General features: G+C 55.7%; 25 protein-coding genes. 13 read left to right on the top strand and 12 right to left on the bottom strand.

Features of this window, described 5'->3' with window-relative positions; all coding sequences use genetic code 11:
* Nucleotides 1–12 precede the first annotated feature (12 nt).
* Entirely contained in the window at nt 13–1,044 is a 1,032-nt protein-coding gene (locus ACXAEW_RS16005; protein ID WP_474942271.1) for an enoyl-CoA hydratase/isomerase family protein, read from the bottom strand.
* Between the two features lie 12 nt (nt 1,045–1,056).
* Nucleotides 1,057–2,202, bottom strand: a complete 1,146-nt coding sequence (locus ACXAEW_RS16000) for an acyl-CoA dehydrogenase family protein (protein ID WP_474942270.1) — start codon at nt 2,200–2,202, stop codon at nt 1,057–1,059.
* A 241-nt stretch (nt 2,203–2,443) separates the two neighbouring features.
* Between ACXAEW_RS16000 and ACXAEW_RS15995 the strand changes: the two genes are divergently transcribed.
* The gene (locus ACXAEW_RS15995) at nt 2,444–4,234 is read left to right on the top strand and encodes an O-linked N-acetylglucosamine transferase, SPINDLY family protein (RefSeq protein ID WP_474942269.1); all 1,791 of its coding nucleotides are present in this window, start codon (nt 2,444–2,446) and stop codon (nt 4,232–4,234) included.
* 77 nt (nt 4,235–4,311) lie between these two features.
* Here the strand turns inward: ACXAEW_RS15995 and ACXAEW_RS15990 are convergent, their stop codons facing one another.
* Nucleotides 4,312–4,914: a L,D-transpeptidase gene (locus ACXAEW_RS15990; RefSeq protein WP_474942268.1), complete on the bottom strand. Its 603-nt coding sequence runs from the start codon at nt 4,912–4,914 to the stop codon at nt 4,312–4,314.
* Nucleotides 4,915–5,103: 189 nt separating this feature from the next.
* Here ACXAEW_RS15990 and ACXAEW_RS15985 point away from each other — a divergent pair, with 189 nt between their 5' ends.
* On the top strand, nt 5,104–6,000 hold the full coding sequence (locus ACXAEW_RS15985; protein WP_474942267.1) for a hypothetical protein: 897 nt from the start codon (nt 5,104–5,106) through the stop codon (nt 5,998–6,000).
* Between the two features lie 65 nt (nt 6,001–6,065).
* Here the strand turns inward: ACXAEW_RS15985 and ACXAEW_RS15980 are convergent, their stop codons facing one another.
* Nucleotides 6,066–7,565, bottom strand: coding sequence for a CoA-acylating methylmalonate-semialdehyde dehydrogenase (locus ACXAEW_RS15980; protein ID WP_474942266.1), 1,500 nt, complete (start codon nt 7,563–7,565; stop codon nt 6,066–6,068).
* A 196-nt stretch (nt 7,566–7,761) separates the two neighbouring features.
* Here ACXAEW_RS15980 and ACXAEW_RS15975 point away from each other — a divergent pair, with 196 nt between their 5' ends.
* From ACXAEW_RS15975 to ACXAEW_RS15960, 4 genes are all read left to right on the top strand, one after another.
* Nucleotides 7,762–8,658, top strand: a complete 897-nt coding sequence (locus ACXAEW_RS15975; RefSeq protein ID WP_474942265.1) for a LysR family transcriptional regulator — start codon at nt 7,762–7,764, stop codon at nt 8,656–8,658.
* Nucleotides 8,659–8,714: 56 nt separating this feature from the next.
* On the top strand, nt 8,715–9,149 hold the full coding sequence (locus ACXAEW_RS15970) for a CBS domain-containing protein (protein ID WP_474942264.1): 435 nt from the start codon (nt 8,715–8,717) through the stop codon (nt 9,147–9,149).
* 174 nt (nt 9,150–9,323) lie between these two features.
* Complete coding sequence (gene coaD, locus ACXAEW_RS15965; RefSeq protein WP_474942263.1) at nt 9,324–9,818, top strand: pantetheine-phosphate adenylyltransferase; 495 nt, start codon at nt 9,324–9,326, stop codon at nt 9,816–9,818.
* A 357-nt stretch (nt 9,819–10,175) separates the two neighbouring features.
* A complete protein-coding gene (locus ACXAEW_RS15960) occupies nt 10,176–11,597 on the top strand; it encodes a Hint domain-containing protein (RefSeq protein WP_474942262.1) in 1,422 nt (473 codons plus the stop codon).
* Between the two features lie 98 nt (nt 11,598–11,695).
* Here the strand turns inward: ACXAEW_RS15960 and ACXAEW_RS15955 are convergent, their stop codons facing one another.
* Both ACXAEW_RS15955 and gap read right to left on the bottom strand, forming a co-directional pair.
* Entirely contained in the window at nt 11,696–11,839 is a 144-nt protein-coding gene (locus ACXAEW_RS15955; protein WP_474942261.1) for a hypothetical protein, read from the bottom strand.
* Nucleotides 11,840–11,926: 87 nt separating this feature from the next.
* The gene (gap, locus tag ACXAEW_RS15950; protein WP_474942260.1) at nt 11,927–12,928 is read right to left on the bottom strand and encodes a type I glyceraldehyde-3-phosphate dehydrogenase; all 1,002 of its coding nucleotides are present in this window, start codon (nt 12,926–12,928) and stop codon (nt 11,927–11,929) included.
* A 250-nt stretch (nt 12,929–13,178) separates the two neighbouring features.
* Between gap and ACXAEW_RS15945 the strand changes: the two genes are divergently transcribed.
* Nucleotides 13,179–14,135: a DUF808 domain-containing protein gene (locus ACXAEW_RS15945; RefSeq protein ID WP_474942259.1), complete on the top strand. Its 957-nt coding sequence runs from the start codon at nt 13,179–13,181 to the stop codon at nt 14,133–14,135.
* Between the two features lie 104 nt (nt 14,136–14,239).
* Here ACXAEW_RS15945 and bfr read toward each other — a convergent pair whose 3' ends face one another.
* Both bfr and ACXAEW_RS15935 read right to left on the bottom strand, forming a co-directional pair.
* A complete protein-coding gene (bfr, locus tag ACXAEW_RS15940; protein WP_474942258.1) occupies nt 14,240–14,725 on the bottom strand; it encodes a bacterioferritin in 486 nt (161 codons plus the stop codon).
* Nucleotides 14,673–15,059, bottom strand: a complete 387-nt coding sequence (locus ACXAEW_RS15935) for a (2Fe-2S)-binding protein (protein ID WP_474942257.1) — start codon at nt 15,057–15,059, stop codon at nt 14,673–14,675. The genes bfr and ACXAEW_RS15935 overlap by 53 nt, the downstream gene beginning before the upstream one ends.
* A 191-nt stretch (nt 15,060–15,250) precedes the next feature.
* Here ACXAEW_RS15935 and ACXAEW_RS15930 point away from each other — a divergent pair, with 191 nt between their 5' ends.
* Together ACXAEW_RS15930 and ACXAEW_RS15925 are read left to right on the top strand one after the other, a co-directional pair.
* Nucleotides 15,251–16,636 carry a DUF3179 domain-containing (seleno)protein gene (locus tag ACXAEW_RS15930; RefSeq protein ID WP_474942256.1) on the top strand — a complete coding sequence of 462 codons (1,386 nt, stop codon included), beginning with the start codon at nt 15,251–15,253 and terminating at the stop codon, nt 16,634–16,636.
* Between the two features lie 352 nt (nt 16,637–16,988).
* On the top strand, nt 16,989–17,561 hold the full coding sequence (locus ACXAEW_RS15925) for a hypothetical protein (RefSeq protein WP_474942255.1): 573 nt from the start codon (nt 16,989–16,991) through the stop codon (nt 17,559–17,561).
* Nucleotides 17,562–17,806: 245 nt separating this feature from the next.
* On the opposite strand, the gene tkt is transcribed toward ACXAEW_RS15925, so the two are convergent.
* The gene (gene tkt / locus ACXAEW_RS15920; protein WP_474942254.1) at nt 17,807–19,828 is read right to left on the bottom strand and encodes a transketolase; all 2,022 of its coding nucleotides are present in this window, start codon (nt 19,826–19,828) and stop codon (nt 17,807–17,809) included.
* A gap of 316 nt (nt 19,829–20,144) precedes the next feature.
* On the opposite strand from tkt, the gene ACXAEW_RS15915 reads away from it, so the two are divergent.
* From ACXAEW_RS15915 to ACXAEW_RS15900, 4 genes are all read left to right on the top strand, one after another.
* Complete coding sequence (locus ACXAEW_RS15915; RefSeq protein WP_474942253.1) at nt 20,145–21,131, top strand: coiled-coil domain-containing protein; 987 nt, start codon at nt 20,145–20,147, stop codon at nt 21,129–21,131.
* Entirely contained in the window at nt 21,131–21,547 is a 417-nt protein-coding gene (locus ACXAEW_RS15910; RefSeq protein WP_474942252.1) for a cell division protein ZapA, read from the top strand. Before ACXAEW_RS15915 ends, ACXAEW_RS15910 begins: the two co-directional genes overlap by 1 nt.
* A 293-nt stretch (nt 21,548–21,840) precedes the next feature.
* On the top strand, nt 21,841–22,476 hold the full coding sequence (locus ACXAEW_RS15905; protein WP_474942251.1) for a LysE family translocator: 636 nt from the start codon (nt 21,841–21,843) through the stop codon (nt 22,474–22,476).
* A gap of 519 nt (nt 22,477–22,995) precedes the next feature.
* On the top strand, nt 22,996–23,937 hold the full coding sequence (locus ACXAEW_RS15900) for a calcium-binding protein (protein ID WP_474942250.1): 942 nt from the start codon (nt 22,996–22,998) through the stop codon (nt 23,935–23,937).
* A gap of 88 nt (nt 23,938–24,025) precedes the next feature.
* Here ACXAEW_RS15900 and grxD read toward each other — a convergent pair whose 3' ends face one another.
* From grxD to ACXAEW_RS15885, 3 genes are all read right to left on the bottom strand, one after another.
* Entirely contained in the window at nt 24,026–24,391 is a 366-nt protein-coding gene (gene grxD, locus ACXAEW_RS15895) for a Grx4 family monothiol glutaredoxin (RefSeq protein ID WP_474942249.1), read from the bottom strand.
* Nucleotides 24,392–24,638: 247 nt separating this feature from the next.
* On the bottom strand, nt 24,639–24,926 hold the full coding sequence (locus ACXAEW_RS15890; RefSeq protein WP_474942248.1) for a hypothetical protein: 288 nt from the start codon (nt 24,924–24,926) through the stop codon (nt 24,639–24,641).
* Nucleotides 24,927–24,946: 20 nt separating this feature from the next.
* Nucleotides 24,947–25,183, bottom strand: coding sequence for a BolA/IbaG family iron-sulfur metabolism protein (locus tag ACXAEW_RS15885; RefSeq protein ID WP_474942247.1), 237 nt, complete (start codon nt 25,181–25,183; stop codon nt 24,947–24,949).
* Nucleotide 25,184 lies beyond the last annotated feature (1 nt).

Raw genomic sequence — 25,184 nt, 5'->3', positions numbered from 1 at the left:
ATATCACGCGGCTCAGAAGGTGAGCTGCGCCTCCCCAAGTGGCATCAAGAGTTTCGCCACCTCTACCGCGGGCACCTGTTTGTCCGGGTATTTCCAGTTTGGTTTGCGGTCTTTGTCGATCAGCTGGGCGCGGACGCCTTCCTGAAAGTCAGTCATTTCCTGCGCGCGGTAGGTAAAGCGGTACTCCATCTCCAGTGCTTTCTCCATCGACAGCTGCGTGCCCCGCAGGCGGTGCAGGATCTCGATTGCAGCAGCCATTGATAGGCCGGAATGCGGTTCAATCCGTTTCTTCACATCGGCTGCAAAATCACTGTCGGAATTGTTGAGCTGTGTCAGGATGTCGCTCAGTGTTTCGCCGTCAAACAAAGCGTCGATTTCTTCTTGTTGCTGGGAGAGCGGGGCGAGGCCGGGGTCCCCGGCAAAGCTGTCCAAAGTGCGCGCATCGCCGCTTTCCTCCAGCGCGGCAATAATTGTCTGCCATTTGGCCTCGGGGATAAAATGATCTGCAAAACCGGAATAGATCGCGTCTGCCGCCTTCATCCGATACCCAGTCATGGCGATGAATTCGCCAAGCCGTCCGGGTGCCAGCGACAGCAACAATGTGCCACCCACATCCGGGATCAGGCCAATCACGGATTCCGGCATGGTGACTTGCGTGCTTTCTCCGACAATCCGATGGGTGCCATGGCAGCCGATGCCGACACCGCCGCCCATGGTGAAGCCCTGCATAAAACTGATCACCGGCTTGTGATAGGCAAAGATGCGGGCGTTCATGCGGTATTCATCCCGCCAGAAATCGCGCGCGGCCTGAAAATCCCCACCTTTGGCAGCGTGATAGATCCCCGCAACGTCGCCGCCCGCGCAGAAGGCCTTGTCCCCTTCAGCGTCAATGATCACCAGCTTTACGGCCGGGTCATCCGACCATTGGATCAGAGCGGCGTCAATCTCGCGGCACATGTCATGAGACAGCGCGTTCAGCGCCTTGGGACGGGTCAGGGTAATACGCCCCGCATGACCGGTGATGCGGATCGAAACGTCGGACATAGAGGTACTCCCTTAACGGTTTTCCGCCAAAAGATGGCGGGCAGTGATGACGCGCATGATCTCGTTGGTGCCTTCAAGGATCTGATGCACGCGAAGGTCGCGGGCAAGTTTTTCGATCCCATAATCGGCAAGGTAGCCATAGCCGCCATGCAGTTGCAGGCATTGATCTACGACAGATGATCCGGCCTCGGTCACAAATTTCTTTGCCATAGCGCAAAATTTGCTCGCATCCGGCGCGCCGGTGTCGAGCTTCCAGGCCGCTTGCCGTAGAAAAGTGCGCGCGGCCTGAAGGTCGATTTCCATCTCCGCCAGTCGGAACTGCAGGGCCTGAAACTGGTCGATGCTCTGACCAAAGGCCTTGCGTTCGGACATATATTGCAGGGTCTGGGTCAATGCCTGCTGGGCGCCACCGATGGAACAGGCCGAGATATTGAGCCGTCCACCATCGAGACCAGCCATGGCGTATTTGAAGCCTTTGCCTTCTTCGCCCACCAGGGCACTGTGTGGTATTTCGCAATCATCAAACTGCACCTGGGCTGTGGGCTGGCTTTTCCAGCCCATCTTTTCCTCCAGCGCTCCAAAGGACAGGCCCGGCGTCTTGTCCTTGACCAGGACACAGGAAATGCCGCGCGGGCTGTCATCACCTGTTCGCACCATTGTGACATAGGCATCAGAGTAAGAGCCGCCAGAGATAAACGCCTTGGTCCCGTTCAGCATATAGCCGTTATCCGTCCTGGTGGCGCGTGTTTTGAGCGCAGCCGCATCGGATCCCGAACCGGGTTCTGTCAGGCAATAGGACAGTACCGTATCCATCCGTAGTGCGGCTGGCAGTACCTCGGATTTGAGCGCGTCACTGCCGTAGGTGTCGATCATCTTGGCGCACATATTGTGGATCGACAGAAAGGCCGCAACAGTGGGGCATGCCATCGACAGGGCCTCGAACACGAGGGTTGCATCCAGACGCGAAAGCCCTGCGCCGCCGCTGTCTTCGCTGACATAAAGCCCGCCAAAGCCAAGCGCGCCCAACTCGGGCCACAGGGCTTTGGGAATTGTACCTTTGGCTTCCCAGTCACGCGCATGAGGCGCAATCTGGGTTTGGCCGAAATCAAACGCGAGGTCAAATATGGCGGTTTGTTCCTCGGACAATGCAAAATCCATGGCCTCTCCTCCCGTCGGCATGGCTGAATTGAACGAACGTTTATTTAATAGCCATTTGCAGTTGAACTGACAAGTGGTGGTTTTGCACAAGCATTTTGCAAAAATGCGGGCAGGGACATTGGACGGCGCTCAGAATTCCCCCTGCCAGTGAGGAAATTTTAAGAAGATTGCCCGAAAACTTTGAACAAATCCAAAGTTAGGCGGGCCTGAATTGGTCCAACACCCCGAAGGAGATAGTGTCGTGGGAAATCTGCAGAACCAGAATGCAACGGCGGGCCAGACCAAAATGATCAACATGGCCGCATTAGCCAAACCGCCTTCTGCAACGGCTGCCCCTCTCTCCAAAGCGGACAAAAAGAAACGCGCCGCGCGGCTGAAATCCCTGCTGGATGAAGCGAACCGCAAAATCATGTCCAAGGATCTCGATCGGGCCGAGCTTTTGCTGAAAGAAGCCGAGAAGATCGATGCTGACCACGCAGAGATTAAATACAATTACGCAAACCTCTATTTGCACCGCAACCGCTACGATCTGGCGCTGGTTCCCTTGCTGAGGATGCTTGAAAAGAACCCAAATGACACAATGGCCTATTCGAATTTGGGCGCGGTGATGAACAAGTGGAAAGATTACCCGGCAGCCCGGAAATTTTTCGAAAAAGCGCTGGAATGTGACAGCAACAATACCATCGCAGCCGTCAGGCTGTTTCACAACTGCCTTGAGTTGGCTGAGTGGGAGAACTGGGACCAGCTGGAAGGCTTCAGAAAGCTGTTCAAAAAGAAAAGCCTCTCCATGGACCCTGGTCTGTTCCTGCCGCTTGTGGATGATCCGGCGACGCAGCGCGCCAGATCCGAGGGCTATTTTGATGGGCTGGTTGGAAAGTATCCTCAGAACCGCCCAGCTCCCCGCGTCAGAGGAGAGGGTGATAAAATTCGCCTAGGTTACTATTCCTGCGACTTTTACAAACATGCAACGATGTGGCTGATGATCCGCATGTTTGAACTGCATGACCGGGAGCGGTTTGAAATTTTCATCTATGATTATGGTGACAAAAACGACGATCTGACCGAACGTGTCAAAGCTACAGCAGATGAATATCGCAAAGTGAAAAGCATGTCGGACGAGGAGATTGTCGCACTGTCACAGGCCGACGGCATCGACATTGCAATCGACCTCAAAGGCTACACGGCCGGCCACCGCACGCCCATCGTTTTCAAGAACCCGGCACCAGTTAACGTGTCCTATATTGGCTATCCAAGCACAATCGGATCCAAGAATCTTGACTATATCGTTGCGGATGAGGTGATGATCCCGCCCGCGCTGCGCAAACACTATGCGGAAAAGATTATCTATATGCCCGATTGTTATCAGGTAACGGATGATCAACGGGTAACCGCTGACCACATTCCATCCCGCCAGGAATTGGGCCTGCCGGAGGATGCCTTTGTCTTCTGCTCGTTCAACTCCCACTACAAGGTAACGCCCGTTGAATTCAAAATCTGGATGCGCCTATTGAAACAGGTCGACAACAGCGTCCTTTGGATGTGGTGTAAACAGGATATCGCCCGCGAGAACTTGAAGAAGACCTTTGAAAACCATGGATTGTCACCGGATCGCCTGATTTTCGCGGGCTCTGTGCCACAAAAGGCTCATCTGGCGCGGCTGAAACAAGCTGATCTGTTCCTGGACACCTTTGCCGTGTGCGCCCATACCACAGCCTCTGACGCGATGTGGGCAGGGCTGCCGCTTGTGACCATGGAGGGGCAGCAGTTTGCGGCCCGCGTGGCCAGCAGCGTTCTTCAGGCCAATGAAATGCCGGAGCTGGTTACAAAATCCCCGGAGGAATATGAAGCACTGGCATTGGAGCTTGCGCTCAACCCGGAGAAGCTCGCGGCGGTAAAGGCAAAGATCGCCGAAAAACGCGAAACATCCGCGCTTTTTAATACCGAGAAGTTCACCCGCAATTGGGAGAAACAGCTGGAACGGGCCTTGCTGCGCTGTGAAAGCGGGCTGAAGCCGGATCATTTGATGCCGTAAAGGTCAGGTAACGAAACAGAAAAGCCCCTAAACCCAGACCAGGTTCGGGGGCTTTTGCGTTTAGGTGGGAAACCCAATCAGAGCAGGCGTACCTGTGTTCCGATTTTGACCATGGCGAACAGTTCTTCGACATGTTGGTTATAAAGCCCGATACATCCCGATGAGCTTTGGCGGCCAATTTTCCGTGTATCATGCGTGCCGTGGATCAGATAGGCCGGCCAGGTCAGATACATCGCGCGCGTCCCCAGCGGATTGCCAGCAACACCGCCTTCGATGCGCACAGGGAGCGAGGGGTCGCGTTCGCGCATGGACGCGGTCGGGGTCCAGCTCGGGTTTTCCCGTTTGCGTACAACCTTTGTATAGCCCCGTTTTGTCAGCTCTTCGGTCAGCGGCACAGACGAGGGGAACAAGCGATAGGTTTCGCCATCTTCGCCCCAATAGTGCAGCGCGCGGGAGTTGATGTCAGCCAAAAGACAGCCCACGCCCAGTTTGTCGAAATGGTCCTGCCAATGCTGTTGCGCAAAGGCCGAGATATTGCGGTTGACCGGAATTTGGGTGCGGATCGCAGGTTCATCCTGCGGGAAGGCGTCGGTGGATTGCGCGCGCAGGATTTGTGGTGAGGCCAAAGTGGCGCCCAGGCCCAAAAGCGTTGCACGGCGGGAATAGGTGTTTTTGCTCATCTCGTTCACTCTGCCTGATCTGCTGGATGCACTGCGGGTGATCTTCTGTGCGAAGATAAAGTCCATCAGCGAGAAAAAGCCAAGAGGGGCAGCATTCACTTTTGTGTATTCTTGCGCGGAGCTTTGCCGATACCTACCTTATAAGAGAAATTCATATGTTGTTATTAGCGATTACGCAGGGGAGTGATAATGGGCCAGAAAATTGCAATTGCCGTCATCCACGGAATGGGCAGCCAGGGGGCAATACGCCCTAAAAAACATGAACATGTGTTCTCTCATCAGATGTTTTTCGGCCTGCGTCAGGTGATGGGAGATGCGTTCTTTGAGGATGTGATCTGGAGAGAGATTTTCTGGTCCGACATATTGCAGGGTCGCCAGGATGCGTTCCTGGACCATCTGGTGGAGAAAGAGGGCGCAAGGCTGCCGTGGCTGCGGGGATTTGCCATGAACCGGCTGGCGGATGCAGCCGCCTATCGTCGCGGCAGCGGAGATATGGGCAGCCGAACCTATCAGGCGATACATGGGCGCGTTGCGGAGACCCTTGAGGATCTGGAACGTCTTGGAGGTGGTGAAACGCCATTGCTTGTGTTCGCGCATTCACTGGGCGGGCATATCATGTCCAATTATATCTATGACCAGTTCGCCAACAAACCGGTGGTAGATCCCAAGAGCAGCTTTCAACGCTTTGAAACCATGACGCATTTTGTGACATTTGGCTGCAACATCCCGGTTTTCACCTTCAACGAACCCGAAGACCATATCCGCCCGATCAAATTCCCCGGCAAACGGGTTCAGATGCGCAATGTGGGCAAACCTTGGTGGTATAATTTCAACGACCGCGACGATTTCCTAGGAATGCCGCTGGCACCGTCCTCACCGCATTATGCGGATATGGCGCAGCGGGGTGAATTGCAGGAACGCTGGATCAATACACGGCCCTGGCTGACGGGGATGACGCCCTTGTCCCATAACTTGTTCTGGAAAGACCGCAACTTTCACCAAATGCTGGCACCGCTCCTCAAGGCGGCTTCCGGAGCGGAGATCAAACCGGCCGAGGCCTCTTCGCCGGTTCAACTGGTTGCCTGACGGGACCGAGACAAAACCAAAAAAGCCCCGGCAAAACCGGGGCTTTTTCTTTTCAGGTGACAGGTTTAGTCCATCGCTTTGAAGTTCAGCGCCGCGCCGTCCTTGATGCCGGAGAACCAGCGAGAGGAGACTTTCTTGGACTTGGTGTAGAATTTGAACGCATCGGGGCCGTATTGGTCCAGATCGCCAAAGCCGGATTTCTTCCAGCCGCCAAAGGAATAGTAGGACAGCGGAACCGGGATCGGGAAGTTCACGCCAACCATGCCAACTTCAACGCGGGCCACAAAGTCACGGGCCACATCGCCGTCCGCGGTATAGATCGCGGTGCCGTTGCCATATTGGTTGTCCTGGATCAGCTGAAGCGCGTCTTCATAGTTGTCCTTGCGCACCATGGACAGAACCGGGCCAAAGATCTCTTCTTTGTAGATGTCCATGTCCGGGGTCACGTCGTCGAACAGGGTCGGGCCAACAAAATAGCCGTCCTCATACCCTTGGATCGACAGGCCGCGACCGTCGGTCAGGATCTTGGCGCCTTGTTCAACACCAGAGGTGATCAGACCTTCGATCCGATCTTTGGCTTGCGCGGTGATCACCGGGCCAAAGTCCACATCGTCGCCACCGGTGTAAGGTGCAACCTTCAGGCTTTCGATTTTTGGAACCAGCTTGTCGACCAGCTTGTCTGCGGTCTCTTTACCGACCGGAACCGCAACCGAAATCGCCATGCAGCGTTCGCCAGCCGCGCCAAAGCCTGCGCCGATCAGCGCGTCCGCGGCTTTGTCCAGATCCGCGTCGGGCATGATGATCATGTGGTTCTTTGCGCCACCGAAGCACTGCGCGCGCTTGCCGTTGGTTGCTGCGCGACCATAGATGTACTGTGCAATCGGGGTAGAGCCCACAAAGCCCACCGCCTGGATGATGTCATTGTCGAGGATCGCGTCAACGCATTCCTTGTCACCGTGAACAACCTGAACCACACCTTTGGGCAGGCCCGCTTCATAGAACAGCTCCACCAGACGCATGGAGGTGTTCGGGGTGCGCTCGGAGGGTTTCAGGATGATGGAGTTGCCCGAAGCAACCGCCGGCGCCATTTTCCACAGCGGGATCATCGCAGGGAAGTTGAACGGGGTGATACCCGCGACAACACCCAAAGGCTGGCGCATGGAGTAGAGGTCGATACCGGTGCCCGCGTCCACGGTGAAATCACCTTTCAGGTGGGACGGAAGGCCCATGCAGACTTCCACAACTTCCAGCCCGCGCTGGATGTCGCCTTTTGCGTCCGGCAGGGTTTTGCCGTGTTCCTTGGACAGGATCTCTGCCAGTTCATCCATATGCTCGTTGATCAGAGCACCGTATTTCATGAACACGCGTGCACGACGCTGGGGGTTCACCTTGGCCCATTCCTTCTGAGCAACAGCGGCTTTTTCAACTGCTGCGTCCAGTTCGGCAGGGGTTGCCAGAGGCACTTTGGTGATGATCTCACCGGTGGCAGGGTTGCGCGCTTCGGCAAAGCGGCCCGAGGTGCCGGGAACCTTTTCACCGTTGATGTAATGGGTCAGTTCAGTCATGGGAGTCCTCCACATTTAAATCTTGGACGCATCATAGGATTGCAAAAAACGTTGTAACAGAGGAAAGATTTCAAATGCAGTTTGCAAAAACGCAAGAGGTTAACTCCTGATTAACCATGCTGCCGATAGGGTCAGCCTAAGGCGAAAACAGGGGTTTTCCACAGAATTTAGGTGTTTCCAGAAGGGAAAATGCGCAATGGAACCACAATGGGATGATATGAAAGTGTTTCTCGCGGTTGCGCGGGAAGCCAGCCTGTCGGGCGCAGGCCGGGTGCTCAAGATGGACCCCGCAACCGTGGGACGGCGGGTGTCGCGTTTTGAATCGGCGCTTGGCACATCGTTATTTGTAAAATCACCGCAAGGCTACGCATTAAGCGCTGCCGGGGACCGCCTGTTGGCCCATGCGGAATCCGCTGAACAAGCCATGCGGGCCGGGCGCGAAGCACTGAGCGGGCCAAGCGACACTCTGGCCGGGCAGATCCGCATAGGCGCACCGGACGGCAGCGCCAATTATGTCTTACCGCAGGTGGTTGCCAAGATCTCCGAGAAGAACCCCGATCTGGATATCCAGCTGGTCGCCCTGCCGAGGGTCATCAACCTGTCGCGTCGCGAAGCGGATATGGCAGTAACGGTCAGCGCCCCAACTGCCGGTCAATTGGTCGTACAGAAGATTTGCGACTATAAATTACACCTTGTGGCGTCACGTCACTACTTGCGCGAACATGGCCCGATCGAGAAGCTGGAAGACATCAAGAACCACAAGTTTATTGGCTATATTCCGGATATGATTTTTGACCGGGAGCTGGATTACCTCAGCGATGTTGGTGTGGAGCGTGTCCATATGGCCTCGAACTCTGTGTCGGTACAGATCAAAATGGCAGCTGAAGGGACGGCCCTTTGTGTTGCCCATGACTTTACGCTTCCGTCGCACCGGATGCTGCGCAAGATCCTGACGGATGAAATAAGCCTGACGCGCAGCTTCTATCTGGTGCGCCATCAGGGCGATCAGCGCAGTGAACGGCTTAACCGCTTTGCGCAGGAACTATCAAATGGCATCAAGGAAGAAATCGAAACTTTGGAAGCCTTGACTTAGTATAGAATTGCAGAAACACTTTTGGTTATGAAATAAAATTACGAGTAGGAGGAGAAATGCTGGTTCAACTGATCTTGAAGACCAAGGCCAACACAGGCGTGTTTACCGTAAAACCCGAGGCCACCGTGGCGGAGGCTGCGGAAATTCTGGCCAAAAACCGGATCGGTACTGTGGTGGTGTCTTCCACCGGAGATACGGCCGAGGGGATTTTGTCCGAACGCGACATTGTGCGCGAACTGGCTGTGAGCGGTTCTGGTTGCCTGAACGAGCCGGTCCGGGAGTATATGACGCAGAAGCTGGTGACCTGTGCCAAACAGGATAACGTCCAGGATGTTCTGCGCAAAATGACCGAGGGGCGTTTCCGCCATATGCCGGTTTTGGAAGACGGCAAACTGTTGGGCATTGTCACTCTGGGTGATGTGGTCAAAGCCCAATTGAGCGAGCTGGAAATGGAAAAAGACGCGTTGGAAGGCATGATCCGCGGCATGTGATCTCGGATTTGTGGGGGCTTTATGAAATTAAAAGTGGCGCATCAAAGACATGTTTGATTGCGCCACTTTCACTGAAATTCTTTCAGTATTAACACGTTTCTCTATGTTTTCCCTTGCAAATTCGTCGCGAAATATGATTGCGTGCCCGCAAAATAGTGCCAGGAGGAGGGCATCATGCGGGTAGCATTGTATCCCGGAACCTTTGACCCGATTACACTGGGCCATATTGACATTATCCGCCGCGCAAGCGCGTTGGTGGACAAGCTGGTGATCGGCGTGGCGATCAACCGGGACAAAGGGCCACTGTTCTCCCTGGAAGAGCGCGTCGCCATGATCGAGGCCGAATGTGCCGTGTTGAGCGAGCAGACGGGCACGGAAATCGTGGCACATCCGTTTGAAAACCTGCTGATCGACTGTGCCCGTGACGTTGGCGCGCAGCTTATCGTGCGCGGACTTCGCGCCGTTGCGGATTTTGAGTATGAATTTCAGATGGTTGGCATGAACCGTGCGCTCGACAGTTCGATCGAGACGGTGTTCCTGATGGCCGAAGCGAGACATCAGGCCATTGCCTCCAAACTGGTCAAGGAAATCGCGCGCCTTGATGGGGATGTCTCAAAATTTGTCACACCTCTGGTTCGGGAAAAACTGGCGGAACGTTTGCTGGACTGACGATCTGCCGACTCCTCCGCCGTGGGGCGGCCCATGGTGGCCGTTCCTGTCCCTCGCTTTGGTGTTCGAACAGCCAAAGCCAGTGACGCTTGGATTGAATGTTCTGCACGCAGGACCTTTGCGCTTGGCATTTCGCGCTTATGGTTTCAGCTCAGCCACCTGGGCCTTTCCGCAGAAACCATATGAAATGCCTTAAATCAGCTCTTATTTTGCCATTTTATTCACTAGGGACTTAATAATAAGTGTCCGGGTTGCCGTTGTAACGGATCCGGGCGCTGTCTTTTACCGATAAGGCCAAAGCAGCGGACACTGCGGACGTTATGATTGCGCAGTTTGATAGTAAAGAGGTCGGGCCCTATGGCCAATATTGATATTGTTCGAGTAGACGGAACGCCGCGGGAAACCGATTTTGGCCTTCGCGCAAATACATCCTCACGCGGGGTCGACCTCGAAGGGGCCGAGATCAAGGTCACCTATACCGATGGCACAACCGAAACCCTGACCTGGGAAGCCTTTGATCCCTATACCAATGGCGGTGCCAACGGCGATCACATCTCGATGCAATACGGTTTCGACTGGCACGAGCTGACAACCACAAAACCGGTTACCTCTCTCAGTTTTGATCTGTCCAACGCGAACTCGGTCTTTGACACGACAACGGCTTATGGAAACGACCCAAGCGAGCCGTCAACTCCGGGCTCTTTGAACGGTTTCCCGTTTCAGCTAAATCCGGACAACGCGGATATCGCAGGTGATATCACGGCCCGTTATTCTGACATTGTAAACCTGGCCGGAAGCGCACCAGTTGGCGATCTTTATACGACTTTGACCATTGATTTCTCGGAACTTCCTGGAGGCGGCTTTCAGGGAAGGCTGGAATGGAATTCGGATATCGACACGATGACAGGCCCGTTCAAAGACGTGCTGGATGCGGTTGATGATGTTGTGACCATCTCTGGTGACGGATCCGAGCAGTTGAACATTCTGGACAATGACCAGCATGGTGAGGGAACCGATCTGACAATCACCCAGATCAACGGCCAAGACATCTCGGTGGGCGGTTCGGTCGATTTGCCAAGCGGCGAAATTGTGACACTGAACGAAAACGGCACGGTGTCGATCACCAACAACAGCCCTGAGGACGAGATCAACACCTTTAGCTACACGGTTGCTGACGGTCAGGGGCAAACGGACGTTGGCTCTGTCACAGTTAAAACGCAGATCAAAGTGCCTCCCTGTTTTGTGGCAGGCACAGCGATCCGCACCTCGAAGGGGGATATTGCTGTTGAGGATCTGGAAGTTGGCATGCTGGTCCTGACCCGCGATCATGGCCTGCAACCTTTGCGTTGGATTGGCAGGTGCCGCCGCAGGGCCGCAGGAGGCAGCGCACCGGTTGTTTTTGCCGCCAATGCGATTGGCACCCATGGTCCGATTGCCGTGTCTCCCAATCACCGGGTGCTTCTGACGTCCGAACGGGCGGAGCTTTTGTTTGGCCAATGCGAGGTTCTGGTCAAAGCGAAACATCTGGTGAATGATCAAACCATAAGAGTTGATGCCCATGGCGAGCTGATCACCTATGTACATCTGCTGTTTGACCAGCATGAAATTGTGAACTGCGACGGTTTTGAGAGTGAAAGCTATCACCCCGGACCGCAGACTTTGGCTTCATTTGATGCCGAAACCCGGGCAGAAGTGCTGGACCTGATGGCCGAGACGGGCAGTTTAGGGCCAAGCGCGCGGCTTGAACTGAAATCCCATGAAAGCCAGTTGCTGAGCTGAGGCGAAATCTGTCCGAGTAATCGGGTGCGCGGATATCGGATTGGCCTGGCGGATACCCATGCGACATTGCCTTTCGCGTGGAAACGGCTCAATTTCGCTTATCGCCAGAAAGCGATCCAATCTGTCAGTTCGAAAAGTTTCTTGCCCAGATAAATCATATGCTCCTGCCCGAACAGGAACACATCGACGGTCATCGCGATCAGGATAAGGCTTCCCAGCCAAACGGCAATCTTATGGGTCATGTGTAAGGGGCCGATACAAAGAAAACGCCCGGCCAGATATGCCTGACCGGGCGCGAAATCTCAAGCGTTGTCAAAGGGCAGGGCGGATTAGCCCAGGTTCCCCATGGCCACGGCCACATCCGCCATCCGGCAGGAGAAGCCCCATTCGTTGTCATACCAAGCCAGAACCCGAACGGTGCGCCCACCAACAACACGCGTCTGATCCGGTGCAAAGATCGAGCTTTCGGGGCTGTGGTTGAAGTCGACTGAAACCAGCGGCGCAGGTTCATACCCCAGAACGCCTTTCATCTGACCTTTGGCCGCGTCTTCCATGATCGAGTTGATCTGATCGGCTGTCACGTCCTGGCTGGCCTGGAAGGTCAGGTCAACGGCAGAGACATTCGGGGTCGGTACGCGAATGGCCGAGCCGTCCAGTTTACCCTTCATCGCCGGCAGAACTTCACCCAGCGCTTTGGCAGCACCGGTGGAGGTCGGGATCATCGCCATGGCAGCGGCGCGCGCCCGATACAGGTCCTTGTGACGACGATCCAACGTCGGTTGGTCGCCGGTGTAAGAGTGGATGGTGGTCATGATACCGGATTCGATACCCACGGTCTGGTCCAGAACCTTGGCGAGCGGTGCAAGGCAATTGGTGGTGCAGGAACCGTTGGAGATCATAACATCCTTGGATGTCATTTCCTGATCATTCACTCCAAAGACAACGGTACGGTCGACGTTTTTACCCGGCGCCGACAGCAGCACACGTTTTGCGCCGCGCTCCAGGTGTTTGTTTGCCTTCAAGCCGTCATTGAATTGACCGGTACATTCAAGAACCACATCGCAGCCCTCCCAGTCCAGCTCATCCATGTCGTAGGTCGAATACATCTGCATGTCACCACGGCCAAGGTTCATGGTGTTTTCGCCCAGGGTGACTTCACCAGGGAAACGGCCATGAATGCTGTCGTATTTAATCAGATGCGCAGCGGTCTCCAGCGGGCCGGTTGCGTTGACTTTGATGACTTCGATGTCGTCGCGACCCGAACCCGCGATATGGGCCAGGGTGCAGCGGCCGATGCGGCCAAATCCGTTAATACCAACTTTAATGGTCATAATGCATCTCTCCAGGCGAGCGTCTGTTGGCGCAGCGTATAGCTGCCTCTCTTAATTTCCTAAAGGAAAAAAGTGTATAAAAGCCAGCCTGTTAGCGCAAAACATTACCGGTGGCGTTAACGAAATGCTGCGGTTGCGATAACATCCGGCAGGGGGAATTATTCGGTGGCGCTAACGCTTGTTTGGGCTTGGTTTTTCGCTAGGGTGCGGAGCAGACTCACCTTATCCCAAGACAAGAAGGAAGAACGGTATGAGCGGTTTATTGGCCCTGTTGGATGATGTCGCGGCCATTGCCAAGGTGGCTGCGGCCTCCGTAGATGATATTGCGACACAGACAGCCAAGGCCGGCTCAAAAGCCGCGGGGATCGTGATCGACGATGCGGCTGTCACGCCCAAATACGTCACAGGCTTTGCGCCGGCACGGGAATTGCCGATGATCTGGCGCATTGCGCGGGGCTCCCTGATCAACAAGCTGGTATTCCTGTTGCCCGTGGCTCTGGTCATGTCGCTTTATGCGCCCTGGCTGGTGGCACCCTTGCTGATCCTGGGTGGCTGTTACCTGTCGTTTGAAGGAGCCGAAAAGATCGTCCATGTGCTGATGCCTCATGATGATCACTCCGGCGGACCGGACGGAAGCCACGATGTGGGGGACGCGGCGCATCTGGAGGAACAGAAGGTCAAAGGTGCGATCAAGACGGATTTCATCCTGTCGGCTGAGATCATGACAATTGCCCTGGCCACCATCGAAAGTGACGTTCTGTGGTTGCAGGCGGTTACTCTCGCCGTTGTGGGCGTTGTCATTACCTTTGCGGTCTATGGGGTGGTGGCGATCATTGTCAAAATGGACGATTTTGGCATGTGGCTGGCCCGTATCAGTGACAATGGCGCGATACGCTCTCTGGGGCGCGGTATTGTGTTTATCATGCCCTGGTTCCTGAAACTGCTGACCGTTGTGGGTACGGCGGCCATGCTTTGGGTCGGAGGATCCATTATTGTGCATTCGGCACATCAGATGGGCTGGCATTTCCCCGAAGAGACCATTCACAATCTGGCCCATGCGGTTGGTCATGGGGATGCGTTTATGGAATGGGCTGTGAAGGCGGTTGTGGATGGCGTTCTCGGCTTCCTGATCGGTTTGGCGCTGATCCCTGTGGTGACCAAAGTATTGATGCCGCTTTTGGGTGGCGGCAAAGCGGACGCGCATTAAGCCGCGCGCGCCTCTTGATCCGTGCTAAAATGACCAAGCCGCCCACATGGGGCGGCTTTTCTCTATGCTGTGCCTGGCGTCAAGCTGGGTGAGCGTGAAGAGCGTTATTCAGCCTGATCCGCAGATTCTGCATTCAGCGCGCCATAGTTTTCGGCGCCGATGCTGTCATGCAGTTCGATCTGGGTTTCCAGAAAATCAATGTGGCCCTGTTCGTCCAGGATCAGCTCTTCGAACAGATGCATGGAGGCATAATCGCCCACGTCAGAGCAATATTTGCGGGCTTCGGTATAAAGTTTCACCGCTTCCATCTCTGCATCCAGATCGCAGGTCAGGGTCTCGCGCACGTTTTCACCGATGCGCAGCGGATCCAGAGTTTGCAGGTTGGGGTGGCCTTCCAAAAAGATGATCCGGTCGATCAGCTTGTCGGCGTGCTCCATCTCTTCGATGGATTCCTCGCGCATTTTCTTTGCCAGTTTGCCATATCCCCAATCCGCCTGCAGACGGTAGTGGAGCCAGAACTGGCTGACGGCGGTCAGTTCAACCCTGAGCGCCTTGTTGAGATATTCGATGACTTTCTTGTCGCCCTTCATGGTGGCCGTTCCCTTGTGACACAGCTTCCTTCATGCCGCGCAAAATTGCGGGCACTTCCAGTTTGTCACTTTTGCGCATGGTTGACACGAATAATTTCATACAACCACCGCATTCAGGCGTTTTTCCGAGGGCCCGGTAAATCTTGCCCGGTGTAATGATCGTACTGGTGTCTGCTGCGCGCATCCAGTCAATCGCGGCATGGATGTCCGAGCAAGAGATTTTCTGACAGCTGCATATGATCATGGGGCGTCCCTTTGGAAACACCCGAGTTTTATTGTCGGGAATCTGGCCGCTGTCAATCCCTACAAAAAGAATAAGGAAATATTCCACCATTCCGCCCGGTTTTCATTCAAACGTGACTGAAGGAGATGTGATTGGCCGCGTGATCCATTTGCGGAGATTTTAGACGTGCCTTGCAGTTTGCTGTGGTCAATGCGCGACAGGATCAGAGACAGGCCCAGGCACATGCGCGACAGGGATGCGTATGAGGTTTCTATTTTCAGGCGCATGAAAGGTTGGTCTTTATGATCACAACAGTTCGCAACCGCCCCCGTACTGCAGTTTTGGCGGCATTGATTGCTCTCTCAGTTACGGGTTTTGCCGCCCAACCGTCGACGGCTCAGACCGCTTTGCCGGACTATGTCATCGCCGAATATGGAACCCCTCCGACTATTCCAAAGGGCCCGCTGAGCCGGGAGCTGAAGAGGGCTGTCGACACAGCCCTTGTAGACAGTGTCGTGAACACGACGTGGGGTCCAGAGCAGATCAATGCGATGATCACCATTGCTGAAAGCGGCGATCCCCGGATTGCCTGGATCATCGCGGATCTGATGCGTTTTGTGTCCAACGGGCAGCTGACTGACATCCTGACGGACACATCTGCAAGGCTTCTGGGAATAGAGACGCCGCAGCATAACGGATGGGGGGACATCACCGATCATCTGATCGCCTGGGATATCCCGGAGCCTCCCGGCTATCTAAAGGTCAAACGAGCGATTTTTACCTCGGTTGTGCCAGGCTGGGAGAAGATCTTTGTCAAAGGAGACATCGACTGGCGTCATGTCTCCTGGGGCGGTGTGCTGATTGATGATCGCGCCTATGATACCACTGATGAGGCCTGCAACTGCATTCCGGCCGCCGACAACCCGCAGGTGGAGACTGCAACTGAGGCTGGCTGGCTCAAAGACAGTGATGTGGTGTTTGGGATAGAGGTGAACGGCGAAGCCCGCGCCTATCCGCGCCGGATCATGGAAGTGCGCGAGATGGTGAACGACACTCTTGGTGGGCGCGATCTGGGCATTCCTTATTGTACGTTATGTGGTGCGGCGCAGGCCTATTTCACCGATGATTTGCCCGGCAGTGTCAAACGCCCGGTATTGCGCACTTCGGGGCTGCTGATCCGGTCGAACAAGGTCATGTATGATGTGAACAGCTTTTCTGTCTTTGACACGTTTCTGGGCACAGCCGTCACCGGACCGCTGGCGCGCAAGGGGGTCAAGTTAAAACAGGCCGGGGTGGTCACAACCACATGGGGCGACTGGAAAAAAGCCTATCCCGAAACCACGGTTCTGATTGAGGCGCTTGCGCTTGGACGGGATTTTGACTTTCGCAACGGGCGTGACGCCAACGGTCCGATTTTCCCGGTGGGCGACGTTGATCCCCGTTTGCCTGTGCATGAAGATGTGATCGGCATCGTTACGGCCTCTGGCAAACCCATCGCGTTTCAACGCTCCAAGGCTATTGCGGCGCTGAAACGCGGACAAAAGGTCACCTTTGAAAATGTTCACCTCACACTGGACGGCGGCGGGGTGAAGGCCGTTGCAGGCGATGGAAGGGATCTCGGCAGTCACCAGGCTTTCTGGTTCGCCTGGTCTCAATTCTATCCGGGAACCGACCTGTGGCAGGGGTAGGCTCTGTCCTTCCTGCTCATCTTGCATCCGAAACAAACGCCCGGTCAAACACCGGGAGCACGTGAGTCGCGTAGATATCCATAACCTAACTCAGGCCAGCCTGCCGGGGCAGTTTTGGCGCGGGCAGCTTACGAGCCACACACGCACTATTGGTAATTTCACTTACAAGTGACGGCTGGATATTGGTGGGTTACACAAGAGCAGACTTCAATCAGGCGCGCGTGGTTCTTCGTTAGAATTAAACACGCATTGGTTGATTTATACTTTATTAACCCTCGCTCTTGGTGCAGAAGGTGATGGCACTATCACGATTATCTTAACCAGAAACACGTGTTTACCGGGGGAACGATCCATGAAATCAACCTTTGCTGCACTCGCCGTGGCAACGGCAGCGCTTGGCTCAGCCGCGAATGCCGCAACTTTTAGTTTTTCACAGACATTTTCGGAAGGCGCTGTCTTTAGCGGCTCATTCGAAGCCGAAGACTTTGATGCCGACAGCCAGATTGCAAGCTTTGCCGGAGAGCTGTTGGATTTCGCCGCGACCTTTAGCGGCAATTCGCTTGTGCCGGCGCTCACGTTTGACATCAACGGGCTGTTCGGTCTGGTCTTTGATCTGGACGGAACATCAGTTTTGGGGGACGGCACCGTACTTGGCGTTGAAGGGTTGGCTGTTCTTGACACAACCGGAACCTTTGCGGTCTCGGTCGGGCAGGGTCCCACGGGTAGCCCTTGCGATGGTTTCGGCCTCTGCGGCGTCATCTCTGATGACTTCTTTGGTGGCACAACGGTATTTGATTCAACCGTCGACCAACTTGTGGTGAACGAATTTGCACCGGCTCCAATTCCGCTTCCGGCAACAGGTTTGCTGCTGATCGGCGCGCTGGGTTTTGGGGCTGGCGCAGCGCGTAGAAGAAAGCGCGCGTAACCGTCCTTTGTCGACGTCCCGCTAGCAAATGCGCGATGCTACGGAAGGGACGACAGGAGCTTGAAAAGAGAACGGAGGGGATTGTATCGCCCTCCGTTTTTTTGTGGCTGCGGTGAAGTTGATGGGAAACACCTGCAAAAAGATCCAGCAGACCAGACTCGGGACGCTGTTCCAACATCACATGAATCAAACGCAAAAGGGCGCCCCGACGGAGCGCCCTTGGTTTTATGTCTGAAAGAGCGGCTTTACCCGAGCAGGGCTTTTGCCTTGGCAACTGTTGCCGCGGTGGTGATGCCGAATTTTTCGAACAACTTACCAGCCGGGGCGGATGCGCCAAAGGAGGTCATGCCGACAAAATCGGCTTTCTTCTCCTGGCCGCGTTCGCCCATCAGCAGACGATCCCAGCCGCCGTCGCGCACGGCTGCCTCGATGCCGACGCGGACCGGACCGGCCGGCAGAACCTTGCGGCGGTAGGCTTCGTCTTGCGCTAGGAACAGTTCCATACAGGGCATGGAGACCACGCGGGTGCCGATGCCTTCGGCTTCCAGCTTGGCTTTTGCTTCCATCGCCAGCGAAACCTCAGAGCCGGTTGCGATCAGGATCACCTGACGTTTGCCTTCAGCTTCGGCCAGAACATAGCCGCCCTGAGCAGTCAGGTTGTTCATCTTATGCTCGGTCCGGACCGTTGGCAGACCTTGACGGGTCAGGGCCAGCACAGACGGGGTTTCTTTGGACGAGAGCGCGATTTCCCAAGCTTCCGCCGTTTCTACCGCGTCCGCAGGGCGGAAGGTATAGGTGTTCGGGGTCGCACGGCAGATCGCCAGATGTTCCACCGGCTGGTGGGTCGGGCCGTCTTCGCCAACCCCGATCGAGTCGTGGGTCATCACAAACACGGTCGGCAGTTTCGACAGGGCCGCCAGACGCATGGCCGGGCGGGCATAGTCGGTGAAGCAGAAGAAGGTGCCGCCATAGGGGCGCATACCACCGTGCAGCGCCATGCCATTCATCGCAGCCGCCATACCGTGCTCACGGATGCCCCAATAGACATAACGACCTTTGCGGTTGTCCGTGTCGAAGATGCCCAGATCATCGGTCTTGGTGTTGTTGGAGCCTGTCAGGTCGGCAGAACCGCCCACGGTCTCCGGCAAAACCGGGTTGATCGCAGCCAGCGCCATTTCCGACGCTTTGCGGGTCGCGACCTTGGGCTGTTCCTCAGAGATCTGCTTTTTCAGGGCGCGCACAACGGACGCCAGCTTCTTGGACGCTTCCAGCGCATAGGCACGGTTGAAACGGTCCTGTTTCTGGCTGGAGACCTCAGCAAAACGCGCTTCCCATGCGGCGCGCTCTTCTGCACCACGCTTACCAATCGCTTCCCATGCGGATTTGACGTCGGCGGGAACGTCAAAAGCTTCGAGCGGGCAGCCATAGGCTGTCTTGGCGGCGATCAGCTGTTCCGCATCGGTCAGCGCACCGTGGCCTTTGGAGGTGTCCTGTGCCGCGTGACCCAAAGCGATATGGGTTTTGCAGGCAATCATGGACGGTTTCTTGGTTTTCTTGGCAGCTTCAATTGCGGCGTCGATTGCCACAGGATCGTGGCCGTCGATTTCCTGCACGTGCCAGCCCGACGCTTTGAAGCGCTGCACCTGGTTGGTACGGTCCGACAATTCAACCGTGCCGTCGATGGTGATGTTGTTGTCATCCCACAGCACGATCAGCTTGCCCAGCGAATGGCGCCCGGCAATGCCGATGGCTTCCTGGCTGATACCTTCCATCAGGCAGCCGTCGCCGGCAATTACATATGTATAGTGATCGACAATCTTCTTGCCGTATTGGGCGCGCTGCATTTCTTCGGCCATGGCAAAGCCCACGGCGTTGGAGATCCCCTGACCCAAAGGACCGGTTGTCACTTCAACCGCGTCCAGCAGGAAGTTTTCAGGGTGGCCGGCGGTCAGCTGACCGATTTGGCGGAAATTCTTCACCTGGTCTAATGTGACCTGCGCATCGCCCATAAGATAGAGCAGCGAATAGATCAGCATCGAACCGTGACCGGCAGACAGGATAAACCGGTCGCGGTCAGGCCATTTGGGAGCGGTAACATCAAATTTCATGTGCTTTTCAAAAAGCACGGTTGCCACGTCTGCCATACCGATAGGCATGCCAGAGTGGCCGGAGTTGGCGGCAGCAACCGCATCGAGTGTGAGACCACGGATAGCGGCGGCCTTGGACCAATGCTCGGGGTTTGCAGAACGCAGGGCTGTCAGATCCACTGGAATTTCCTTTGGCTTTATCAGGCGGACAAATGGTCAATACCACCCGTATCATAAAGTGCAAGCCGCGCGGGGGAGCAAATCCGCTATTCCTTGAACTTGGTCGTCCAACTGCTTGAAAGCGTGGGAGCGGTCATTTACTCCTTTGGCGCAGAACCGGCGTATGGTCTTGAACTCGGACTTGCGATTCGCAGCGCCAATAGGAATTATAAAGAACCATAAGGCATAAAACCGTGGCCACTGGGCCTGCAACGGGCAGGACGTTACCGCAGAGGCGTCACGGATAGAGCGTAGTGACAAGCGCATAGGGACAGGCATGGAGCAGATCGAAGACTTGCAGGCGCGGATATTGGCGGCAATGGACCGCATTGCATCCGGCGTCAGCCTGCTGGAGGCCAGCACAGAGGCGGCCGAAGCTGCAACTCCGAACGCAGAGCTGGAACAGGCGCTCGACGAAGAGCGCATGGCCAACGCGCAGTTGGAAGAACGAATTCGCGTATTGCGGACCCGGTTGGACGAGGCGGAAACCAGAGCCGAAGCGGCAGAAGCCGCGGGCGGTGGCGGCGGAGATCCGGAAACCATCGCTGCGTTGGAAGCTGAACTGCAACTTTTGCGCAACGAGGTTGGCAACACAGCGGAACGTGACGCGCTGCGCATGGAAATTGACCGGCTCAAGGGGGCATTGGAAGGCGCCCAGAATGAGGCGGCAAGTGCCAAGGAACAATGTGAAGTCATGGAAGGCGAGGCGGCGCAGCTCAGGGCTGAGCTTGCGGCAGCGCTGGAAGCCTCGGCGCCCAGCAGTGAGCCTGTGATCTCCGAAGTTGACTTTGCCGCGCTGCAAGCCGAGCGCAACCGACTGAAAAGCGAGTTGGAAGCCGCCACAAGCGCTCTGGGAGCAGCGGAAGCCCAGGTTGCCCACGCGCAGGCAGAAACCGCACAGGCGCAAGCCGCAGTTGCCGAAGCGCAAGCCGCTGCCGAGGCGGCACAGGCTGCCGCAAGTGAAGCGCAGGCCATGCCGCATCCCGTTCTTGCAGAGGATGACGAAACACTGATTAAACTGGATCAAGAGCTGACCACGTTGCGCGCTGCAAATGATCAGCTGGTGCAGTCCAATGCCGCGTTGCGCCAAGCCAATGCCGAAGGTGTCGGGGACCCGTCGCTGATCAATGCCGCGCTTCAGGCCGAAGTTGAAGGGCTGCGCGCAGCCAATGCCACGGACCGCGCAGAGATGACCGCCGTGATTGCCCGTTTGGAGCCCTTGTTGGCCAATGCGCAGAACCTGCCGCAAGGGGAGGATGAATAATGCCCGAAGTTACCATTCACATCGGTGGGCGTGGGTTTGAAGTCTCCTGTCAGGAAGGCGAAGAAAGCTATTTGCAATCAGCCGCTAAAATGCTGGATGATGAGGCGAAGGTCCTCGCAGACCAGATTGGCCGCATGCCAGAGGCGCGGATGCTTTTGATGGCCGGGCTGATGCTGGCTGATAAAACGGCCGCAATCGAAGATCGTCTGGCCGGGATTGATGCAAAGCTCGCGGAAAAGGAGGCTGAAATTGCAGCCAAAGACGCGGAGCTGACCGCATTGCGCGCGGCCCCCGCGCCGGAGCCTGAACGGATAGAGGTCCCGGTTGTCCCGTCACAGGTTGGCGAAACACTGGCAGAACTGGCTGCACGTGCGGAAAGCCTGGCTCAGGAAATCGAGGATAAAGCAGCCTCCTGACGGTTGTGGCGCTTTGCTCGAAAGCGCCGCCACAAGGGCCCGCCAAAGCTGAGCGGGCCCGACCTGTTCCGGTGTATTTTAGGGTCGCTTACGACTTGGGGCTAAACAGTCCGCTAACGCAGGAGCAGCCATTCGTGTGTCGAGCAGAGAAGGTCTGTAACGAGCCCAAAGTGACGGATGCTGCGTATTGCGCATAGGTCTGCTAACAGAGTGGTCAAAAAATGACACGAGGGTCATTGCATCTGGCATCGTGTCGGATAAGGCTGGAAAGAGAGTATTTCTGGAGGCCCTTCATGTTTGACTACTCAATGCTCCATTGGACGGCGTTCGTGACTGCCGCGGTGCTGCTTAACCTTTCACCCGGTCCTGACATAGCCTTTATTCTTGGACAAACGGTCAGAGGCGGCCGCCGCGCGGGTTTCGCAGCAATGGCGGGTATCTGGGCAGGTGCTCTCGTACATGTAGGTTTCGCAGCGGTGGGGCTTTCGGCAATCCTGGCATCTTCCGCTGTCGCATTCTCGATCGTCAAATGGGTCGGAGCGGCTTATCTGATTTACCTTGGGCTATCCGCGCTGCGCTATCAGGGAGGCAAGTTTATCAATGACAAGGTTGAAAGCAGTTCGTCCGGCTTGAAGGTGATGAGGCAGGGCGTGCTGGTGTCATTGTTGAATCCAAAGGTCGCGATCTTCTTTCTGGCGTTCCTGCCGCAGTTTGTCGTTCCCGGAATGGGCCCAACATGGGCGCAGCTTGCTTTGCACGGCGCGCTCATCATCGGCGTTGCAGCCCTTATCGAGCCGCCCCTTGTTCTGTTGGGGGCCCGACTGACCGACAGTCTGCGCGGCAACCCGGTTGTGGGCATGTGGTTGGACAGAGTGCTTGGGACGCTCCTGATCTCATTAGGGATCAAGCTTGCATTGCAGGACCGTTAAGCTCTCGCAGAGACAACCAGATAGCTGACCTTCTGACGACAACCGTCAAGGCTCCCTTTGTCCCGTATCTCGCATGTGCACGTCGGTTGAAGTGAACGGTAGCGGTATGAAAATGGGTCCGGGCTTGAGACAGTCACCGTACCCGCCACATGAAACGCCTTTGATGTCAAAATCCGTAGTTCAGTCGCTGTAACGGAGGACGGTCCCCCTACGGACAGGGCTTGCGGTACTAAGCGTCGTATTTCGTCCCAGCCGTAAGCGACTCCTGTATTCCACCTATGCTAAATCGCGGTTTGACCGGTGAAATTCTCCTTTAAGGTGAGGCGCTCCGCCGCGATTCCGTCATTGGGAAAACCTTCAGTCACGGGAATTCGAAACAATGCACCGCTGCAAACAAAAAGTGTTTCCATACCGATGGGGCAAAGGGGCAGTTCACAAGCTCTTTTGAATAACTTCTTTAATTTATTTAAGTGGTGAACTAAAAATTTACGAAACAACAACGGAATTTTGGAAAACAAGATGATTGGAATTGCGGTAGTGGCCACGCTCCTTGTTGCAGGGGCGATTTTGGTACTCGACGACGATGACGACAACGTGGTTGAGACAGAAGACGATACAACGGATCCCGAACTGCGCGAAGACTCTCAGGAAGCAACCGACGGCGGTGACCTTCTGACCTTTGGGAGTGAGGACGACAACATTAACGCTCTGGGCGGCAACGATGAGGTCAACGCCGGTGCGGGCGATGACACTGTGCGCGGTGGTGAAGGTGATGACGAGTTGTTCGGCCAGGCTGGCAACGATGATCTGCACGGTGACGACGGAGACGACTACCTGTTTGGTTCAGGCGGCAACGATACGCTTTCGGGTGACGACGGCGACGATGCTCTGATTGGCAGCGCGGGCCAAGACACGATCTACTCCGGGGCGGGCAATGACTATGCGGCTGGCGGCTCTTCTGCGGATTCGATCCTGGGCGGAGCAGGCAATGACATCTTGTACGGTGGCGAGTTTGACGACGAACCGGACACCCAGGACCTGGAAACCCTGCGCAACGATCCTGAAAACTTCACCCAGATCGAAGTCAACGACATGGCATCTGACACGTTGAATGGCGGAGACGGCATTGATGCGCTGATCCTGGACGAAGGCGATGTCGGACGTGGCGGCAACGACGGGGATCTGTTTATGCTGTTGGCGGATGAAACCGCTGGCGACACGATAACAATCACTGACTATGATCCTGAAGAAGACGATCAGATCTTGATTGCTATTCGCGGCGCTGACACCGATGTCGATGAAGACGATTTCTCGGTTGTGAATGATACCCTCACCGGCGATGCGCTGATCATGCAGAACGATGACATTCTGGCCCGCGTGGAGAATGCCGGAGAGACGCTGACCATCGAGGATGTCGCGTTCTCGGTTATCGCAGCGGAACCCACTGCGGCTGCTGGATAATTAGATCCAATCGGTTTCCAAAGCCAAAAAAGAACCCTGCCAGTTTGATCTGGCAGGGTTCTTTTGTTTCAGACAGTGAGCCGTTCGATCAACCGTTGTTGGCTTCGCGGATCTTGTCGGCGGCTTCTTTGTTATAGGTGACTTCGTTGTCGTCAAACATCGTGTCCAGCTCGCCGGACAGGGTCATCTCGGTGATGATGTCGCATCCGCCCACAAATTCGCCTTTGACATACAGCTGCGGGATCGTGGGCCAGTCGGAATAATCCTTGATACCCTGGCGGATTTCCTCGTCAGCCAGAACATTCACGTCGGTATAGTCCACACCGATATAGTTCAGAACCCCCGCCACACGGGACGAGAAACCACATTGCGGCATCTCTTTTGTGCCTTTCATATAGAGCACAACGTCATTGGCTTTGACGGTTTCATCAATGCGGGTTTTCGCGTCGGTCATAGTCGTCTCCGTTTCCAGGCGCGGCGGCGCATTTGTCGTTCAACGCGCCAAAAGCGTGGTCCGTATTTAAGAAGTTTTCTAAACTCACATATGGGAACAGCAATGATATGCGCAAGGTCCATAATTATCATTGCCCAGTGTAGCAGTATTTTTGCGATGCCTGCCATGACCGAAACCAAGGCTTCATCCATAAGTGATCACCAGTTCGCAGCCGGATCGGTTAAAGGCATGAGCTTGCCAAAGCGGCTCACTCTTTGTCACGGCTTAGCCCCTCAGGGAATCGCCTCTGATGATTTCGCCGTTGCAGACGGGCGTGCTTCCGGTTGATCTTGTCGATTGCATCCAGGTCCACCGCCTCTAACCCCAAATCTGGCTTGGGCGTTGTGTGGTGACGCTTGGGCTTACGGTCTATTTTGCGCGGTTGAGCGTGGGACAAAGGGCGGCGTTTGCCGCCCCTGAGCCACAGATCAATGGCAACTATGACCGCGATTACTGCGGCGATGCCCAAAAATACGAGGAGTGTCGTGACACTCACAGGCTTCTCCTATCCGGTGATTACTCGGGTGCTTTGGTGGTCAGCGCCAGCGCGTGCAGCTCTCCGTCGGATCCGTCCATCTTGCCTTTGAGCGCCGCATAGACGGCGCGCTGCTGTTGAACGCGGTTCTTGCCGCGAAAACTTTCGTCGACAACCATCGCGGACATATGCACACCGTCATTTCCGCCAACCTGGATTTCAGCATCTGGGAAGCTTTCGCGCAAAAGCGCCTCGATTTCATGAGCCTGCATGGGCATT

It is taken from the genome of Epibacterium sp. ABZ3_068 (genome assembly GCF_056159265.1).
The sequence above is the reverse complement of the archived record's forward strand: the minus strand, read 5'-3'. Positions and strand labels throughout refer to the sequence as shown.

Excerpts from the sequence above, each read along its gene's own strand:
- ACXAEW_RS16005 (WP_474942271.1), bottom strand. The coding sequence starts at position 1,044 with ATGTCCGACGTTTCGATCCGCATCACCGGTCATGCGGGGCGTATTACC.
- ACXAEW_RS16000 (WP_474942270.1), bottom strand. The coding sequence starts at position 2,202 with ATGGATTTTGCATTGTCCGAGGAACAAACCGCCATATTTGACCTCGCG.
- ACXAEW_RS15990 (WP_474942268.1), bottom strand. The coding sequence starts at position 4,914 with ATGAGCAAAAACACCTATTCCCGCCGTGCAACGCTTTTGGGCCTGGGC.
- ACXAEW_RS15985 (WP_474942267.1), top strand. The coding sequence starts at position 5,104 with ATGGGCCAGAAAATTGCAATTGCCGTCATCCACGGAATGGGCAGCCAG.
- ACXAEW_RS15980 (WP_474942266.1), bottom strand. The coding sequence starts at position 7,565 with ATGACTGAACTGACCCATTACATCAACGGTGAAAAGGTTCCCGGCACC.
- ACXAEW_RS15975 (WP_474942265.1), top strand. The coding sequence starts at position 7,762 with ATGGAACCACAATGGGATGATATGAAAGTGTTTCTCGCGGTTGCGCGG.
- ACXAEW_RS15970 (WP_474942264.1), top strand. The coding sequence starts at position 8,715 with ATGCTGGTTCAACTGATCTTGAAGACCAAGGCCAACACAGGCGTGTTT.
- coaD (WP_474942263.1), top strand. The coding sequence starts at position 9,324 with ATGCGGGTAGCATTGTATCCCGGAACCTTTGACCCGATTACACTGGGC.
- ACXAEW_RS15960 (WP_474942262.1), top strand. The coding sequence starts at position 10,176 with ATGGCCAATATTGATATTGTTCGAGTAGACGGAACGCCGCGGGAAACC.
- ACXAEW_RS15955 (WP_474942261.1), bottom strand. The coding sequence starts at position 11,839 with ATGACCCATAAGATTGCCGTTTGGCTGGGAAGCCTTATCCTGATCGCG.
- gap (WP_474942260.1), bottom strand. The coding sequence starts at position 12,928 with ATGACCATTAAAGTTGGTATTAACGGATTTGGCCGCATCGGCCGCTGC.
- ACXAEW_RS15945 (WP_474942259.1), top strand. The coding sequence starts at position 13,179 with ATGAGCGGTTTATTGGCCCTGTTGGATGATGTCGCGGCCATTGCCAAG.
- bfr (WP_474942258.1), bottom strand. The coding sequence starts at position 14,725 with ATGAAGGGCGACAAGAAAGTCATCGAATATCTCAACAAGGCGCTCAGG.
- ACXAEW_RS15935 (WP_474942257.1), bottom strand. The coding sequence starts at position 15,059 with ATGGTGGAATATTTCCTTATTCTTTTTGTAGGGATTGACAGCGGCCAG.
- ACXAEW_RS15930 (WP_474942256.1), top strand. The coding sequence starts at position 15,251 with ATGATCACAACAGTTCGCAACCGCCCCCGTACTGCAGTTTTGGCGGCA.
- ACXAEW_RS15925 (WP_474942255.1), top strand. The coding sequence starts at position 16,989 with ATGAAATCAACCTTTGCTGCACTCGCCGTGGCAACGGCAGCGCTTGGC.
- ACXAEW_RS15915 (WP_474942253.1), top strand. The coding sequence starts at position 20,145 with ATGGAGCAGATCGAAGACTTGCAGGCGCGGATATTGGCGGCAATGGAC.
- ACXAEW_RS15910 (WP_474942252.1), top strand. The coding sequence starts at position 21,131 with ATGCCCGAAGTTACCATTCACATCGGTGGGCGTGGGTTTGAAGTCTCC.
- ACXAEW_RS15905 (WP_474942251.1), top strand. The coding sequence starts at position 21,841 with ATGTTTGACTACTCAATGCTCCATTGGACGGCGTTCGTGACTGCCGCG.
- ACXAEW_RS15900 (WP_474942250.1), top strand. The coding sequence starts at position 22,996 with ATGATTGGAATTGCGGTAGTGGCCACGCTCCTTGTTGCAGGGGCGATT.
- grxD (WP_474942249.1), bottom strand. The coding sequence starts at position 24,391 with ATGACCGACGCGAAAACCCGCATTGATGAAACCGTCAAAGCCAATGAC.
- ACXAEW_RS15885 (WP_474942247.1), bottom strand. The coding sequence starts at position 25,183 with ATGCCCATGCAGGCTCATGAAATCGAGGCGCTTTTGCGCGAAAGCTTC.